Source organism: Glutamicibacter sp. (assembly GCF_035257265.1).
Taxonomy (GTDB): domain Bacteria; phylum Actinomycetota; class Actinomycetes; order Actinomycetales; family Micrococcaceae; genus Glutamicibacter.
Genome location: NZ_DATEXC010000038.1, coordinates 102,308 through 118,527, shown reverse-complemented (window position 1 = coordinate 118,527; position 16,220 = coordinate 102,308). Strand labels below are relative to the sequence as shown.

Genomic DNA, 16,220 nt, shown 5'->3' with positions numbered 1-16,220 from the left:
GTTCATTGTGTAACCAAAAATTGTGATCTGCTTCATGATATTTATCGGTAAAGTTGCCAGTTGCACGGGTAAACCCGTGAGACTGGAATGTCCGGTGAAAACAAAACGTAGGCGGGAGGTGGGGCAGTGCGGACGATCAAGGTATGGTTCGGCAAAATGTTGCCCAACCGAATCTCACTGGCAGCGCAGTACCTCGTCCTACAGCTGCTGATCATTGCCGTGGTACTTACCGGTGTCGTAGTGGTTTCCACAACTCAGGCAACAAATAATTTTGAGCAAGAAGAAGGTAGACGCAGTCTTGCAGCAGCCGAATCGCTCGCTGCTAACCCGCTGATGCGCGTTCTTCTTCCGGGAGCCGAACCAGAAATGGGCTCAGCGTTACCAGCCATGGCGGAATCGGTACGAAGCACCTCTGGACTGCAATTCGTCACAGTCGCTAACCCGCAAGGCGATGTCATCACCTCCAGCTTCCCGGATGAGGTAGGAACCTCGATTCTTCATCAGCAATCGCAGGTAGTAGAGGGTCGAGGGTGGACCGGAGACATTTGGCGCAATGGAAATCATGTGCTGATCGCGCAAGTGCCGGTTCTAGACGATGAGGGGAAAATGGTGGGCATCGTCAGCGCCGGACAAAAATATCCTTCAACGCAAGCGGTTATCCGTGAGATCGCACCCAGCGCTTTATTTACGCTCTTGGTTTCCGTGCTTTTGGGAACGGTCGGCTCGGTGCTTCTCTCCAGAAGAGTTAAACATCAAACTCGTGGCATGGAACCCCGGGAAATCTCAGAACTCTTCGAACACCGCGAAGCCCTGCTCCATGGGGTCAAAGAAGGAATCGTCTCCATCTCCCCAGACCAGCGAGTGATGCTGGCCAACGACATTGCTATTGCGCTGCTTCAGCTGCCCAGTGACTGTGTAGGACAGACACTGGAACAGCTAAAAGTCGCACCTCAAGTGACCCGGGCACTGACCACCAAACAGAACCACCCCGATCGTCAATTTCTCGTTGCCGAGAAAGTCCTTGTCTTCAACAGAATGCCGGTGGCTGTCGCCGGGCGCGACCTCGGATCAGTCACGACCTTTCGCGACCGAACCGAGTTGACCCTCCTGGAACAGGAATTAGGCGACAGTAAAGCAACATCGGATATGTTGCGGGCACAGACCCACGAATTCGCCAACCAGCTGCATGCCATCTCGGGGCTGATCCAACTAGGTGAATATGACGAAGTAGTGGGTTTCATTGATGGGGTGAGCTTCAGCCGAAGCAAGCTCTTTGAAGACGTTGCGGCCAGGATTAACGAGCCGACTATTGCTGCACTATTGATCGCGAAGGCCAGTGTCGCCACCGAGAGGGGGATCAAGCTAAACGTCGCAGAAAATTCACATCTTGGGCGTAATGATGAGCAACTAGCACGAGACCTCACCACGGTTATCGGCAATCTCGTGGATAACGCGATGGATGCGGTAGCAGAAGTAACTCAACCTCAAATCGGGCTACGCATAGAAGAGTCCGAAACTCACGTAATCGTTCAGGTAAGCGATAATGGATCCGGGATAGATGACGCGGCAATTAATGAGATCTTTACTCAAGGATTCTCAACCAAAGACACCACAGTATCCGGCGGAAGAGGCTTTGGGCTGGCACTAACCAGGCTAGTCTGCCGGCGGCGCGCAGGGGATGTGCAAGCCATCAACGCTGATGGCGCACAATTCACCGCCACACTCAGGAAGTAGGAAACAACTCGTGATCAAAGTACTGGTGATTGATGATGACTTCATGGTCGCCAAGGTTCACTCCGGCTTCGTTAACAACGAGCCAGGATTCTCCGTGGTGGGGGTAGCCCACTCGGCCAAAGATGCACTGATAGCAGCCACTGCGTTGTCACCGGACCTCGTCTTGCTCGATATCCACCTGCCCGACATGAACGGCCTAGACCTGTTGCAACGCTTGCGCGACATTCAGCCAGACCTCGACGTGCTAGTCATCAGCGCGGCACGCGAAATGGACACCGTGCGACGGGCGCTTCGTGGCGGAATCGTGCACTACCTGATGAAGCCGTTCTCCCGGGAAGACTTACACGAACGGCTCGAACACTATCTGAAAACCTACCAGCCACTGCATCAAGCCGATCAAGAACTGCAACAAGCAGACGTCAATCGGCTTTTTGGACTCAGCGGACAAAATCGCCGGCCATTGCCTAAGGGATGCAGCGCCGAAACTATGACACTGGTAGAAAACATCGTCAAGGAGGCGGCGCAACCCATTTCCGCCACCGAAACTGCAGAAAAACTCGGTACTTCACGGGTGAGCGCTCGCCGGTATCTGGAGTATTTGGCCGAAGAAAATCTGGCACAGGTAAATCTGCGTTATGGGGGAGTGGGCCGGCCCGAACGCCGGTACTCGTGGAATATATAGCCGTTAAAACGTGGCATCAGATTTGAAGCAGGCTCGAAGGATCTGAGTCGAGTAAAGATCTAGATATGGCTGTGGCCTTGCACCAGGTACTCGGTGCAAGGCCACCATGCGCTCAAGGGTAGTGTTGCAAGTTCAAGGTCAAGATCTAGCTAAGCCTTGCTCGACTTGGAATGCTCGTGTAAGGCGAGATCTTCGAGTTTTTCTCGCGGGGCAGCGGAAATGTAGCGTTCCATGCTGTCATCCAGTTCGCTGAGCCATGGAGTGTGGTGCTTGTCCGCCATCGTACCGGTCATCACTGAACGATAAACCTTATCGCGGTAGGTAAGGATATTTTTCTTTTTATCCGTTTTCCAAGCCATGAAGGTTCGGGTGACTTCATCCAAATCAAACATTGGGTAGTCCGTCTGTTCAATGAGGTCCCGGATGTAGTCGGCCTGGAATTTCACTTCGTCTTCTGCTGTTTCGATAGCGTTAAAACGTTCAAGCCATGCAGCGATGCTTTCGCGTTGTTCGCTCGGAGAAGGCACAGTTAGCTCGCCCAAAATTAGATCGCGAACGTACCAAGCCTGGGCATCAAACATGTTAAAGGTGAACCATTGATCCTGGGCACCAAGGTAGTACAGGCTGTCGTTATTTTCAGAAACAACACCGCGGTACAAGGTATCTGGGTAAACATTGTTTGGTGAATTCAACGCAAGTTCTGAGGGCAAGAATGGATAGTGGTGCAAGTATCCGGTACACAGAATGACCGTATCAAATGAGCGGGATATGCCGTTGCTGAAGTGCGCGATTGAACCTTCGAAGCGGTCAATGAGGGGAAGTTCCTCAATGCCTTCAGGCCAGTCGAACCCCATAGGCCCTGAGCGGTAGCTATACGTAACTGAGCGTGCGCCCATTTTGAATGATTGGACGCCAATGTCTTCAGCCGAATAGCTGGCTCCGATCAGCAGAACATCTTTATCTGCCAAGCGTTCAGCTCCGCGGAAATCGTGGGCATGCATTAACTCGCCAGGGAAAGTTTCAATGCCCTTAAAGTCTGGGACGTTGGGGAAGCTGAAATGTCCGGAGCCCACAATGACGTGATCGAATTCGGAAGTTTCTGTTTGTCCGGTCTTGAGATCTTCGGTGGTGACAGTAAATACGTTGGTGCTCTCGTCAAAATCAACCCAACGCACCACGGTAGCGAAGCGAACGTGCTTTTTAACATCGGACTTCGCAGCACGCCCATTGATGTAATCCCACAGCACTGCACGTGGTGGGTAGGAAGAAATTGGGCGGCCAAAATGCTCATCAAAGGTGTACTCGGCGAATTCCAGGGCTTCCTTGGGGCCGTTGGACCACAGGTTGCGGTACATGCTTGAATGAACTGGTTCACCGTACTTGTCGATACCGCTGCGCCAGTTGTAATTCCACTGGCCTCCCCAGTCGTCTTGCTTTTCAAAGCAGACGAGCTCAGGGATCTCTCGCCCGGATTTCTTGGCAGAATCGAATGCCCGCAGCTGGGCAATGCCGCTGGGTCCTGCTCCAATGATTGCGACGCGTTGAGTCAAATGTACCTCTCCGGCTAGCTAAGCCTCATATCAGTTGCGCGCCGGGAATCGAATGAATAATCGAGTTCGTCAGTGTCGCGCAATTCAACAAAAATGCTTTCAAACCAGTCGACTAGTCACGCATTAAAACGTTCGCATGTCGAGGAGAAACTTGTCCTGTTCAAAGGACTTCAGCCTTGAGTTTACCAGTTATTCATTTTTTGGAATTTTAAAGCAGCTATTGAAGGGGTGGTTTGACGTCGATTCGGTGAAATTCGTGCTCGATAATTCGCCGTCGGGCATAGCAAATAACGCCAACTTCTATGGGCGAGTTCCGGTGGTTCGGAGACTAATGAGCTGCCAACTTTTACACGAAGGAGGCAGAGACTTTTTGGCGGTGTTCACTTGCTGCGTAGGTACCGAGTATCTTGATTTCCCAAGTGAAGAAGTCCAACTCTTCTAAGGCAAGGCGTACCGGTAGATCTTCGGGATGGCCTTCAATGTCAACCATGAAAATTGTGGCAGCGAAACTTGAGTCGAGCATGTAACTTTCCATGCGGGTCAGGTTTACCCCATTGGTAGCAAATCCGCCTAAAGCTTTGTACAGTGCGCTAGGTACGTTGCGAGCTTGGAAGACCAGAGTGGTGATCACAGATTCGGGTAGTTTAGAGCGCGCGGGGAGCTCTTGCTTCCGTGCAAGAACGACGAAACGGGTGGTGTTCGTTTCGTCGTCTTCAACTGAAGAAGCTAGTACTTCTAGTCCGTAAAGTTCGGCAGCAAGTGGTGGTGCCAGAGATAGCTTGCTTGGGTCGTTCCAATCGCGGACCTCGCGCGCTGAACCTGCGGTGTCTCCAGCAATCACTGGTGTCAGCTTGTGCTCACGGATGATCTTGCGACACTGCCCTAGCGCATGGATATGACTATGGACTTCGGTAGCATTTTCAATGCTGCTTCCAGGAAGTCCCAACAGGTCAAAACGGATACGCAAATAGTGCTCGCCGACAATCTGTAGTCCGGATTCGGGAAGTAAAACGTGAATATCGGCAACTCGTCCTGCAATCGAGTTCTCAATGGGAATCATGGCAAGGTCGGCGTCGCCGCTTTCTACCATGGCGAAAGCGTCTTCAAAGCTCGCACAAGGTATGGCTTCCATATCGGGGAACTGCTCGGTGCAGGCCATATTCGAATTGGATCCGGCTTCGCCCTGATAGGAAATCTTTTTGCTCATTAGTTCAATTTAGCGCAGAGTGCTCGCCACCGATGAATGCTAGCAAGGATGTTTCGAAGTGGCTGATCTACGAATGTTGCTGACAATCTCAGGGAGTGAAATTCCCCAGGAATATCTGTCTGGTCGTTCGCATGAAGCCAGATATCACGGTGAGTATCGATTTGTGTAGATATAAAATTTGACAGCATTTAGAACTGCAACGGTTCTAATCAGCTTAGGTTATGATGTAGCTCACTGCTGTTTTTGGGATCTCAGCTTTTCATGGGGGTGTGAAGTGGCACAACCAACTTTGATTGGGTCGGTGCAGAAGGCATTGCGCCTTTTGGAGGCTGTTGCGGCGAGCGGTACTGCCATTTCGGCGAAGAAGCTCGCACGAATCACCGAATTCCCCTTACCCACGACCTATCACCTATTGCGGACCCTCGAATTTGAGGGTTACCTGTGCAAAATTGATGGTGGGTATGCGCTCGGCGCATCCTCACTTACGGTGCAAAATGACGCGATCCAAGAACTGGTGCCACGGGTTCGTCCGGTGCTCCGGTCGTTGAGTGATGAGCTTGGCGCAGCAACGTATTTAACCTCCTACCAGGATGACGAGATCCAACTCCTAGCAATGGTCGAAGGTCCCGAGGGGCGAAGCGTGGATTTGTGGGTAGGCGTGCATGAGTCCGGGCATGCAACGGCATTCGGCAAGGCGATTCTGGCAAACCTTAGCGACGAACTGCGTGATGATTACATCAACCGGCACGATCTTTATGATCTAACGCCTAACACCATTACTAGCCGCGGCGGACTGGAACGCAACCTGTCCGTCGGTTCTAAGATCTGGTCAGATAAAGAAGAATATCTACTTGGTATTTCCTGTCACGCGGCTCCCATCCAGAATAACGGGATGGTTGGCGCGATTGCAGTGTCTTTACCTTCGCAACGCAAGCTGCTGGAAGGCGAAGAAGCAAGTCTTAAGAGGGCTGCGAGACGTCTCGGTCTGGCAATGGGGCCATCTCTTATCAGTATTTGAAATCTTGTCTCTTGTTGACCAGTTGGCCCACCAGCGATGATGGACGCATAGAAGGTCAGCAGGAATCTAGAAATCCAAGATGTAGCGCGAGTGCTACGGACCAACTGCGATATCTAGCATTCCAGACAGCCTCTAAACGTCCTGCGCAGTATTTCCCGAGTACCCCCAAGACCCGGGAAACCAACGTTCAGGATAGCGGCCCCGAAGATTCCCCCAAGACTTCGGGGTCGCGCTGTCTGGAACCGACACTGCCACAGGACTAAAGACTGCGTACTTTTGACTTACAACTGCCCATAGTGGGCTGCAAGTTTTGCCAAGCCTGCGTCAAGTCTCACCGTTGGCTTCCAATCCAGCACTTCATGCGTCTCGCGCTGGTCAAACCAGTGAGCGGTTGAAAGCTGCTCGGCCAAGAACCGAGTCATCGGCGGCTCATCATGCACTAGATTGCGCGAACCTGCGGCCAACCAGACTTTCTCGATAACTGAGCCCGCACCGCGCGCTAACCAGCCAGGAACATTGAGCTTCGGGGCCGGAGCTCCACCAGCCTTGCAGATTCCAGCAATGAGTTCCCCCACCGGGCGAGGCTCACCATTGGTGACCACAAGCGCACGTCCGTGGGCGTAATCCATGCGTTCCATCCCGCGAACAATCGCGGAGGCTGCATTATCAATGTAAGTAGTGTCAATAAGTGCCACACCACTGTCTAGCAGTGGAAGCCGGCCGCTCTTGGCACGGTCAACCACACGCTCAACCAGTTGGGTATCGCCAGGACCCCACACCACGTGTGGCCGAATGGCAGCCACCCGGAATTCGGGGGAGTCCTCGGCCAATGCATTTAGCTCAGCAGCTGCCTTAGAGCGAGCGTAGTTACCGCGAGCCAAATTCGGGTCCGCAATTCCTGCTGATGCGCCCGCCAGCGAATCGCCGAAATGAGCGACCGAAGGGGAAGAAACAAAAACAAAATCCTTGATGCCAGCGCTTTTCGCAGCTGCTAACAAATTTGCTGTTCCATCAATATTTGTGGCGAAAAATTCGTTCCAATGTCCGGTGAAGGAGACCTTCGCGGCCAGATGAATCACCGCATCCATGGATTGCACGGCTGTAGCCACTGCATCCTTATCGGTGAGTGAGCCGCGGATCTCGTCCGTCGCTTGGCTCGAAGTGCCGCGCTGGAAAGTTCGAACGTGGTGTCCTTTGCCGCGCAATAGCTCAGCTACCGCCCCGCCGAGCATCCCGCTGGCTCCGGTAACCAAGACACGACGAGGTTCTGGTTTATTCACGGCTGTGCTCATGGCTTGCGTACCCTACCGCCGGCCAGCGTGGCAGTTGCCCAAGTAGCTAGTGCGGCACGATCGATTTTGGAGTTATGGCGAATGTCAGTCGGCAGCGATGGCACAATCAAAACCGCAGCCACATCCACGCCGGTTTCCGCGACGGCACTGCGTACTTTTTGCGATAACTCGTTACTTGCCGGGCCTGCTTTGCGCGCCGGTGGAATTGTTTCCATCACTACAACGGCGGCCTGTGTGCCAGCCGGTCCTACGCCTACCAATGCGGCGCGACCAGCGCCGGACACAGACTCAACTGCGTGTTCAGCGGCCACCGGGGTAATAGCCCCTTCAGCGGTGCTCAGTACATGCCCCAGTCGGCCCTCTACCCAGAGCCTTCCGTCATCATCTAGATGTCCAACATCTCCAGTCCTGTGCCAACCCGGGATTGAAATGCTCACCTGCTCGGTAACCCACAGCCGGTCATAACGATCCTTGACATGTGGGGCGCGAACCAGAATTTCACCGGTGACGTGAGGGGCGTACTGCGGTTGGTCTCCCGCGATTCCCATCGAATCTATAGGGGCAATCGCTACCTTTGCGCCAGCAACGGCCGTACCAACGCATACACCGTTGCCCTGGCCCGCGGCGCGAATACCCGCAAGGTCGATATCTGTGACGGGAAGTGCCTCGGTCATGCCATACGGTGTGTGTACCTGTGCGTTAGGTACTAGCTCTTGGACTTTGGCTAACAATGGCTCTGGAATAGGTGCACCAGCCGAGAGCATCACCGAAACATTTGCGAGAGTCTTCCGGTGAGTTGCATCCAGAGAATTCTTGGTTTCCAAAACGTTGGCCAGTGCTGCGGGTGAGGCAAATACCGTTGTTGCATCTACGGCTACCGCAGCATCTGCTAAGGCCGCGGCAGTCAGCGTTCGGGGTGCGGTGACATCCATATCTGGAGTGACCGAGGTTGCGCCCAATGCCGGACCAAGCAAAGCAAACGGCGCAAAGCCAGCAACAAGAGCAGAACCGGCTTTGAGATTGTAAGTTTCGCGCAGGGTGTCACGCATTGCGCCCAACTGACGGTGTGTATAAACAACACCCTTGGCGGGGCCGGTCGAGCCAGAAGTGAAGAGCACCGCGGCGTCAGCGTCTGGTTCGGCGGGCACGGAATTTGAAGCCTTTGGCACCAGCTTGTTTCCTACGTCGTAGAGCTCGGCAAGAGAATGCTCAACGCCTAAGAGTTTGCGCTTGGCAGCAGGCAAGGTGTCCACTGAGATTTTGGTACCTGGCCAGTTGAATAGTCGTGCTCCGGTGAGTGCACGGTCAATTCCAATAAGATAGCTTGGCCCAGCGCCCTTGATGGCACGTCCCATACCCTTGGTGCCGAGTCCAGCATCAGCCACCACTATGACGGCCCCTAAACGCAGGCAAGCATAGATCAAAGTTGTTAGCTCAATGCCCGGGGGAACAAGTAAATTAATTCGGTCGCCGGCCTTGACACCAATTTCCTGAAGTCCCGCGGCCAAAGCATTGACTCGTTGACCCAACTCTGACCAGGAAAGCGAGCGTGGAGGATTAATATCTACCACAGCAACGCTGTGGTCTGCGGTGCGTGAATCCAACTCTGCGAGCATTGGCCGGTAGGCAGCTAGGCTGTCTGCTCGCGAAGAATTTGTGGAGTTCTGACTGCTGGATAACCAGTCAAACATTGGGGTGGCGATATCTTTGTCCTCGCCTACCAAATGGCTGGCGCCCTCGAAACGGTGCACCTGAGCGTGCGGGAGTCGACCCATCAGGTCGCGCAGATAGCGGTCTGAGAAGACTGGATCTTTTGGACCCCACAACATCAAGGCCGGAACGGTGAGTGTGCGCACGGCCTGTGCAATTTCGTTCAGAGTTGAGCGGCTGGGATGTTCGTCGGCGAAAGGAATATCTGCCACAAAGTTCGCTACGCCCTCGCGTTTGGCAGCACTTGTGTAGGGAGCCATGAATGCTTTGCGGACTTCTGGATCAAGCGCAGGCTGGGCCAGCGAGTGGGTTACCTGTAAGAATGCGCTGGTGGTCTTCGTGCCCCAACCATGAACCGCAGGATGTGAAGCGAGCTTCAATGCTGCGGGCAGTTCAAAGCCAGCAGGATGAATCGCGGTGTTAGTTAAAATGACGTTGGCCAGCTGATCCTGATGTCTGGTGGCCCATCCCAGAGAAATGACGCCACCCCAGTCATGCCCCACGGTAGTGACCTTGCCGCTGAGCCCGAGTGAGTCAATGAGATCTCCCAAATCATTAACTCGGTCCGCTAATCGACGGAACTTCCCGGTACGCGCGGAGAATCCCATATCTAGCTGATCCACGGCGACGACACGCCACGGCAGAGCATTAGCCGAAACATGGTTCAACAGGCTGCGCCATAGGTAAGACCACGTTGGGTTGCCATGGACACACACGAGGGTGCCGATGGGCTCAATTCCTCGTGCTAGAAGTTCTTCTTCGTTATCGAGCAGATGCCACATGTGAAGCGTCCCTGGATCATCCACTTTTGAAGTCGAAGGAACCTCAAGATAAGTCGAATAAATTCCGTCTACACCGGGGAAAAGCTCGGTCACCAGGCAATCTCCATCATCGCGGTATTTAATCCTGACCCAACACCCATACACAGAACGCGGTCACCTGGCTTCAAGGTGTCAGCTTCCTGTGACAAGGTCATCGGCAAGGAGGCTGGGCCAACGTTTCCCCACTTGGAGAAGGTGATCGGAACGCGATCCTTGACTAGGCCCACAGCCTTGATGATGGCGTTGGTGTAGGACTTGGAAACTTGGTGGGTGACATACCGATCCATGGACTTCCAGTTCCATCCGGATGCTTGAGCTTCATCCCAGGCATTTACCACCAGTTCTAGGCCGTTGTCTAACAGCCCCTTGGTGTCGGTGTACATTCCTGCCGGGCCACCTACGCACAGTTCGTGGTGTTCGGTACCGGCGCGGGAGACGCCACCAATGATGCGGTGTCCGTCCGGGTGCAGATCTGCTGGGCCAATGACGGCTGCAGCTGCGCCCGAACCAAGAGTCAGAGTCGCAAACTCGCGCATGTAATCTTCACGAGTAGAGCTCTCATCATTCAGCCGCCGGAATGTTGTTTCCTGAGTTGGGCGGGAATCTTCACCAGCCACGATCAGGGCGTACTTGATCTGCCCCGAATCAATCATGTTTGCTGCCAAGCTCATACCGTTGACGAATCCTAGGCAGGCATTTGTTATGTCAAAATTCATAGCAGAGGATGGTAAACCCAAACCATTATGAATCTTGGAAGCTACCGAAGGCTCTAGGTTGCGGCGGGTGACTGAGGTATTAATCAGGAGACCAATCTCGCCCGGCTCCACACCTGCCTGCGTCAGCGCATTTTTACCAGCAACGATTGCAGCGTCGTCGAACTCGACACCCTCAGACCACCAACGGCGTTCTTTTACGCCCGACACCCGTTCAAGCAACTTTTTGGAAAGACGGAGGCGCTTGAGGCTTGGAGCCAGGCGCTCGTCGAATTCTGCTGAACTCATGACCTCTGGTGCAAGTACGCTATTTACCGCTAAGAGGGCCACGTTGTGGTGTTTAAAAGTGGCGTTGCCGTTCAAAATGTAGCCTTTGTGTCGGAGCTGTTGCGCCGTGCTTGGACGCAACGAAGTAGAAGTAGTTAGATGCTTTACGGGCAATAATAAAAAAACGTCTATCTCTACCGTATTCCTTGTTGGTGCACAGTGCGTACACGGGCACGCTATTTTCAGCGGTTAGCAAGAAACTCACAGTCTTTTTGGCTATATTTCGCTCATCCGACCACCATGAGTTACTGCACAGTAATATTTTTTGCGGAATAATCCAGTGATGGCTAACTCTGGGAGTGCAAGGAATTAGGTTCTGCAACCCGTGGCACTAATTTATCCTCCGGTAGGCTGGCCTTGAACTGCGGGCCCGATGGCGCTCCTACTGCAAATAGGCGGGAAATCTAATGGATCTACTACGCGGATTAAGTCGAGAAGACCTATCGGTTGCGATTTGGGTATGCCTCGCGATTTTCGCTGTAGGGATGGGCATCTGGCGTCGACGACAGCTGCAATGGGTGGCACTTAGTTCTGTGATGCTCTTTGCAGTGCTTAACGCCGGCGCGGGGATCTACGTTTTGCGAACCGTCGGGGATCCTAGATGGGCACAGGAGGGAACCGTCCCACTTAGTGCACCCTCCCTGAGCGAGACACCTCTTGTCGGGCAATACTTGGACCCCTTAAATTCCGCACTCCAGTCAATGGTTGGAAGTGTGAACTCACTCGTGGCGTTCCAGCAGGCGCTTCCGTTAGCCCTGGATTTTTTCACGAAGAGCGGCTGGGCATTTCTCATCGCCGTTCCACTGATGATTCTCGTCGCGGTGATGGGTTTCAGAGCTGCTAGGCGTCGAAGGCGAGAGCTGAATAATTACCGTGAGACTGTTGACCAGCTCAAAATTGATTTAGAGCAGGTCAAGGTCAGACTCACTATGTTGGACGGAGCGTCAAGTCTCGGACAAGCAACGGTAGCTCTACCGCAAGCCGGACGCACAGACCAACGCTAAGAGATGTGGCGCTGAAAAATCCACCGGAAGCTGCGAAATTGATTGCCTGCGGGATCGAAAATTTAAGGAGTTGATCCACGCAGTTTCGCTCCGGGCCCGGGGGATACCTGAGACTTTCGTGGTGAGTCTAGAACGTGCCCGAGCGCGCACTGCACCACGGTGGAAACCTGCTCGCCACAACCTCGGTGCTTGATGAGTAATGGTGGACCGGCGGGATGTGCCTCGTATCTGTCGCCCCATTGGAGCAGTGAAATTATTATTGGGTAAAGATCCAATCCCTTTGGGGTGAGACGATATTCGTTACGCGTACGGTGGCCAGGTTCCTTGTATGGAGTGGCTACGAGTATTCCGCTGGCCACCAGGGAATTTAGCCGGGCGGAGATTATCGCTTCGGAAGCACCTAGGTGGCTGCGTATCGCGTCGAATCGACGCACTCCATTAAATGCTTCTCGGATTATCAGCAAACTCCACTTTTCACCGACGACTTCCAGAGTGCGTTGAATAGAGCAATTTTCTGTGTCGTAGTCCTGCCATTGCATAGTCAAAGCAGCTCCTTACCGTTGACAGATACTGACGATCTAGCTAGCTTCAAATATAACAGTCAGCTTTTGAAGGGCAAGCTATTGAATGCCAATGAAGAACTTATGCCAGAAATGACGCGGACTGAGCCCAGCGAGTTTGTGGCCGCTACCGGCTTTGTCGTTGATGAACTTAACGCCACGTCTCTGCGCGGGCACGTGCAATTAGGAACAAATCACCACACACCGTGGGGAGTGGTGCATGGAGGACTGTTCACCACAATCGTAGAAAGCGCCGCCGGTATTGGGGCGAGCTTCGCCGTTAAAGAGTATGGACAATTTGCGGTCGGGGTTCACAACGCCACAGATTTTTTACGACCAGGCAGTTCCGGTTTGGCTCTAGTAGAGGCCACAGCTTTGCATCAAGGTCGTACCCAGCAATTATGGGAAGTCATCATCACCGATGACGCTAGTTCTAAGGTGCTGGCCCGCGGGCAACTGCGCTTACAAAATGTGTCGTTGCCCGAGAAAACGGTAACGCAAGGCTAAAGGAGCCATATCAATGGAAGCTCGAACTGACGCGCGTGAAAAAATTGTGAAGTGGCGAGATCCTGCTGACGCCATGGATCAGCTCCCGCTGCTTTCAGGGGTGGAATATCTGAAACGGATGGCATCGGGTGACCTTCCTGGTGCACCAATCGCGTCGCATCTCAATATGGATCTAGTCGAAGTCACCGAAGGGTCGGTTACGTTCACAAGTACACCGGATGTGTCTTTGTATAACCCGATTGGGACCGTGCATGGGGGACTAGTTTGCGCAGTGCTGGACTCTGCACTTGGCTGCGCCGCACACTCGACGCTTCCGGCCGGAATGGGATACACCTCGATTGAAATCAAAGTGAACTACCTTCGTCCGGTGATGGCAGATAGTGGACCGCTACGTTGCACCGGAACTGTTAGCAAGCCGGGACGTCGGGTGATCTTCGCCGAAGGAGAAGTTGTAGATAAAAACGGGAAGGCAGTGGCAACCGCGTCGGGATCTCTTCTTGTGTTTCCGCTCGATATTCCTAAAGACTGAGTGCTGAAAAGTGTCGGTTACACGGGATAACTTGGATTTACCGCCAATACATTGGCAAAGTGCGAGTATTCGGATGGGGATGGAATGTAGCTTTCGTCTGATATGAGAGATCGTATCTGTGGAGTACTTACAGGTATGGCCGCGGGAGATGCTCTTGGCGCGGGGTATGAATTTGGTTCTCCTATGCCGGCTGACTGTCCGGTTGCCATGATTGGTGGCGGTCTTGGTGACTTTGCCCCCGGAGAGTGGACCGACGATACCTCGATGGCGATCGTGATTGCACGCGCGCTAGCGAACTCCGAAGGACTACTCGACACGGACGCATCTGATTATATGGTGCACCAGTGGGCTATCTGGGCGAAAGATGCGCCGGACGTAGGTACCCAGACCCGGGCTGTTCTCAGTGCGGCGGAACAAACCGCACAGGTTAATAAGCGGGATGCTCCGAATACGGAGGATGCAGTCTCGGCTGCGACTGCGATTCACCGGCAAACAGGTCGTTCGGGAGGCAACGGAAGCCTGATGAGAACTGCTCCCATTGCCTTGGCATATCTAGACCGTACGCCAGAAGAGACGTACCAGGCGGCAGTCAAGATTAGTAAGCTGACTCATTTCGATGATGAGGCCGCCGAAGCCTGCGCTTTATGGACGCTAGCAGTCCGGCACGCCGTACTTACCGCGGAACTAGATATCCGTGTAGGGCTGGCATTTTTAGATCCTGAACGCGCCGTCGTTTGGGAACGACGAATTCAGCAGGCTGAAGAAAAACACCCACGCGAGTTCTCGCATAACGGTTGGGTGGTTGAAGCGTTCCAAGGCGCTTGGAGTTCCATCACGGTCTCCAAAGTTGCTGACGTTGGGAGTGCTGAGCGCCTCGTCGCATCTGTCGAAGCTGCGGTACGCGGCGGGGTCGATACCGATACCGTGGCTGCAATTGCTGGATCGTTGGTCGGTGCCGCTTGTGGGCTACGGGCTATTCCGGCGCAGTGGTTGGAAATACTGCATGGTTGGCCGGGTATGAACGCGCAAAATCTAGTTGAGCTCTCACTCGAACTTGTCGATTAGTGGACCGTCGAGCCGCCGCGGCGGTTCGACGCTCACTGCGTGGCGTACCCTGCGGACTCTCAATCCGCTGAGATCAACCGCTAAATACCAGGGGCCTGAACGGGGAACCTTGATTCGGTACGGTGCTTTACGCGCTAATCCACCTCGAAAATCGTAATCTTCTGAATCTTGGAACGCGGCGAAATTTTCCGGGTCCATGAGCCTGAGGTAGGCCGGTCCGCTGAGCGTGACTACCAGGATGCTGCCACGTTCAAGATGATTCCAAGAGTATTCGGCGAAATCAGGAGCGGTCATTGAGATTCCTCTGTAATCGAGCAGCGTTTTGCGTAATCGTTAGCTGTGTCCCGAAGCCGCATGCGGATACGGCGTTCGAACTATCAACTGTAAGTTAATAGTTCGAACGCCGTCCGTAGAACGCTGGATGCTGCTTTTAGACCAAAGTCGCTGTATCAATCACAAAGCGGTAACGAACATCAGACTTCATCACGCGCTCGTAAGCATCGTTGATCTGCTCGGCGCCGATGACCTCTATTTCAGCACCAATGCCGTGCTCGGCACAGAAATCCAACATCTCTTGGGTTTCTTCGATGCCGCCAATCTGCGAACCGGCAAACGAACGACGTCCACCGATCAATGCGAAGGCATTCACCGGCAGTGGTTCTGCCGGGGCACCCACATTGACCATGGTGCCGTTTACGCGCAGCAGCTGAAGGTAATCGCTGATATTGATCGAGGCGCTGACCGTGTTAATGATCAGGTCGAAGTTCTTGTGCAGATCCTTGAAGGTGCTCTCGTCGCTGGTGGCGCGGTAATCGCTGGCACCCATGCTCAGTCCTTCGTCTTTCTTCTTCAACGACTGGGATAGCACAGTAACTTCGGCTCCCATAGCGCTAGCGATCTTCACGGCCATATGGCCTAGACCGCCAAGGCCCACCACTGCCACTTTCTTGCCAGGGCCTGCACCCCAGCGCTTCAGTGGGGAGAAGGTGGTGATGCCGGCGCAGAGTAGCGGAGCGGCCACATCAAGCTCGATACCTTCTGGGATGCTCAATACGAAGTTTTCGGTGACCACAACATGAGTGGAGTACCCGCCCTGAGTGATGGTTCCATCACGATCGACTGAACCATAGGTTCCGACGGAGCTGTCGCAGAATTGCTGGTCGCCAGCGAGACAGTTTTCGCATTCCATGCAGGAGTTAACCATGCATCCCACGCCAACACGGTCACCGACCTTGTGTTTGGTGACTTCGGATCCGACCTCGGTTACGATACCGGCGATTTCATGGCCTGGGGCCAATGGGTAGGACTGCGGTCCCCATTCGCCGCGCACGGTGTGAATGTCAGAGTGGCAAATGCCCGAGTACTTGATGTCGATCAGGACGTCGCGCGGACCTACCTCGCGTCGCTCGATCTGAGTTGGAATCAATCCTTCGGTAGCCGAAGGTGCAGCGTATGCATTGACCATGCTTGTCATAGTTCTCTTTCCTCGTACTCAGTGAAT

At 53.8% G+C, this 16,220-nt stretch carries 15 protein-coding genes; 7 read left to right on the top strand and 8 right to left on the bottom strand.

What is annotated here, in order from left to right:
* The first annotated feature begins 156 nt into the window (after nt 1–156).
* The gene (locus tag VJ369_RS09275) at nt 157–1,734 is read left to right on the top strand and encodes a sensor histidine kinase (RefSeq protein WP_324091791.1); all 1,578 of its coding nucleotides are present in this window, start codon (nt 157–159) and stop codon (nt 1,732–1,734) included.
* A gap of 10 nt (nt 1,735–1,744) precedes the next feature.
* Nucleotides 1,745–2,416 (top strand): response regulator, encoded by a 672-nt coding sequence (locus VJ369_RS09270; RefSeq protein ID WP_324091790.1) that lies wholly within the window; start codon nt 1,745–1,747, stop codon nt 2,414–2,416.
* 149 nt (nt 2,417–2,565) lie between these two features.
* Here VJ369_RS09270 and VJ369_RS09265 read toward each other — a convergent pair whose 3' ends face one another.
* The gene (locus VJ369_RS09265; protein WP_324091789.1) at nt 2,566–3,966 is read right to left on the bottom strand and encodes an NAD(P)/FAD-dependent oxidoreductase; all 1,401 of its coding nucleotides are present in this window, start codon (nt 3,964–3,966) and stop codon (nt 2,566–2,568) included.
* Between the two features lie 346 nt (nt 3,967–4,312).
* Nucleotides 4,313–5,173 (bottom strand): prephenate dehydratase, encoded by an 861-nt coding sequence (locus tag VJ369_RS09260; RefSeq protein ID WP_324091788.1) that lies wholly within the window; start codon nt 5,171–5,173, stop codon nt 4,313–4,315.
* Nucleotides 5,174–5,447: 274 nt separating this feature from the next.
* Here VJ369_RS09260 and VJ369_RS09255 point away from each other — a divergent pair, with 274 nt between their 5' ends.
* On the top strand, nt 5,448–6,191 hold the full coding sequence (locus VJ369_RS09255) for an IclR family transcriptional regulator (RefSeq protein ID WP_324091787.1): 744 nt from the start codon (nt 5,448–5,450) through the stop codon (nt 6,189–6,191).
* A gap of 281 nt (nt 6,192–6,472) precedes the next feature.
* On the opposite strand, the gene VJ369_RS09250 is transcribed toward VJ369_RS09255, so the two are convergent.
* From VJ369_RS09250 to VJ369_RS09240, 3 genes are read right to left on the bottom strand one after another with little or no spacing between them, the layout of a single operon-like run.
* Nucleotides 6,473–7,483: an NAD-dependent epimerase/dehydratase family protein gene (locus VJ369_RS09250; protein ID WP_324091786.1), complete on the bottom strand. Its 1,011-nt coding sequence runs from the start codon at nt 7,481–7,483 to the stop codon at nt 6,473–6,475.
* Nucleotides 7,480–10,068, bottom strand: coding sequence for an alpha/beta fold hydrolase (locus VJ369_RS09245; RefSeq protein ID WP_414652639.1), 2,589 nt, complete (start codon nt 10,066–10,068; stop codon nt 7,480–7,482). The genes VJ369_RS09250 and VJ369_RS09245 overlap by 4 nt, the downstream gene beginning before the upstream one ends.
* Nucleotides 10,065–11,090, bottom strand: a complete 1,026-nt coding sequence (locus VJ369_RS09240; protein WP_324091785.1) for a 3-oxoacyl-ACP synthase III — start codon at nt 11,088–11,090, stop codon at nt 10,065–10,067. Before VJ369_RS09240 ends, VJ369_RS09245 begins: the two co-directional genes overlap by 4 nt.
* Nucleotides 11,091–11,767: 677 nt before the next feature.
* Here VJ369_RS09240 and VJ369_RS09235 point away from each other — a divergent pair.
* On the top strand, nt 11,768–12,058 hold the full coding sequence (locus tag VJ369_RS09235) for a hypothetical protein (RefSeq protein ID WP_324091784.1): 291 nt from the start codon (nt 11,768–11,770) through the stop codon (nt 12,056–12,058).
* 62 nt (nt 12,059–12,120) lie between these two features.
* Here the strand turns inward: VJ369_RS09235 and VJ369_RS09230 are convergent, their stop codons facing one another.
* Nucleotides 12,121–12,597 (bottom strand): helix-turn-helix domain-containing protein, encoded by a 477-nt coding sequence (locus VJ369_RS09230; RefSeq protein ID WP_324092096.1) that lies wholly within the window; start codon nt 12,595–12,597, stop codon nt 12,121–12,123.
* 21 nt (nt 12,598–12,618) lie between these two features.
* Between VJ369_RS09230 and VJ369_RS09225 the strand changes: the two genes are divergently transcribed.
* From VJ369_RS09225 to VJ369_RS09215, 3 genes are all read left to right on the top strand, one after another.
* Nucleotides 12,619–13,125, top strand: coding sequence for a PaaI family thioesterase (locus VJ369_RS09225; RefSeq protein ID WP_324091783.1), 507 nt, complete (start codon nt 12,619–12,621; stop codon nt 13,123–13,125).
* A gap of 13 nt (nt 13,126–13,138) precedes the next feature.
* The gene (locus tag VJ369_RS09220; RefSeq protein ID WP_324091782.1) at nt 13,139–13,654 is read left to right on the top strand and encodes a PaaI family thioesterase; all 516 of its coding nucleotides are present in this window, start codon (nt 13,139–13,141) and stop codon (nt 13,652–13,654) included.
* 102 nt (nt 13,655–13,756) lie between these two features.
* Nucleotides 13,757–14,719, top strand: coding sequence for an ADP-ribosylglycohydrolase family protein (locus VJ369_RS09215; RefSeq protein WP_324091781.1), 963 nt, complete (start codon nt 13,757–13,759; stop codon nt 14,717–14,719).
* On the opposite strand, the gene VJ369_RS09210 is transcribed toward VJ369_RS09215, so the two are convergent.
* Together VJ369_RS09210 and VJ369_RS09205 are read right to left on the bottom strand one after the other, a co-directional pair.
* On the bottom strand, nt 14,699–15,013 hold the full coding sequence (locus VJ369_RS09210) for a DUF1883 domain-containing protein (protein WP_324091780.1): 315 nt from the start codon (nt 15,011–15,013) through the stop codon (nt 14,699–14,701). The genes VJ369_RS09215 and VJ369_RS09210 overlap by 21 nt on opposite strands.
* Nucleotides 15,014–15,149: 136 nt before the next feature.
* Nucleotides 15,150–16,193 (bottom strand): NAD(P)-dependent alcohol dehydrogenase, encoded by a 1,044-nt coding sequence (locus VJ369_RS09205; RefSeq protein WP_324091779.1) that lies wholly within the window; start codon nt 16,191–16,193, stop codon nt 15,150–15,152.
* Between the last annotated feature and the right edge of the window lie 27 nt (nt 16,194–16,220).

What these genes read in the sequence shown, in the direction of transcription:
- VJ369_RS09275 (WP_324091791.1), top strand. Translation starts at nt 157, where the DNA reads ATGTTGCCCAACCGAATCTCACTGGCAGCGCAGTACCTCGTCCTACAG.
- VJ369_RS09260 (WP_324091788.1), bottom strand. Translation starts at nt 5,173, where the DNA reads ATGAGCAAAAAGATTTCCTATCAGGGCGAAGCCGGATCCAATTCGAAT.
- VJ369_RS09250 (WP_324091786.1), bottom strand. Translation starts at nt 7,483, where the DNA reads ATGAGCACAGCCGTGAATAAACCAGAACCTCGTCGTGTCTTGGTTACC.
- VJ369_RS09230 (WP_324092096.1), bottom strand. Translation starts at nt 12,597, where the DNA reads ATGCAATGGCAGGACTACGACACAGAAAATTGCTCTATTCAACGCACT.
- VJ369_RS09220 (WP_324091782.1), top strand. Translation starts at nt 13,139, where the DNA reads ATGGAAGCTCGAACTGACGCGCGTGAAAAAATTGTGAAGTGGCGAGAT.
- VJ369_RS09215 (WP_324091781.1), top strand. Translation starts at nt 13,757, where the DNA reads ATGAGAGATCGTATCTGTGGAGTACTTACAGGTATGGCCGCGGGAGAT.
- VJ369_RS09210 (WP_324091780.1), bottom strand. Translation starts at nt 15,013, where the DNA reads ATGACCGCTCCTGATTTCGCCGAATACTCTTGGAATCATCTTGAACGT.
- VJ369_RS09205 (WP_324091779.1), bottom strand. Translation starts at nt 16,193, where the DNA reads ATGACAAGCATGGTCAATGCATACGCTGCACCTTCGGCTACCGAAGGA.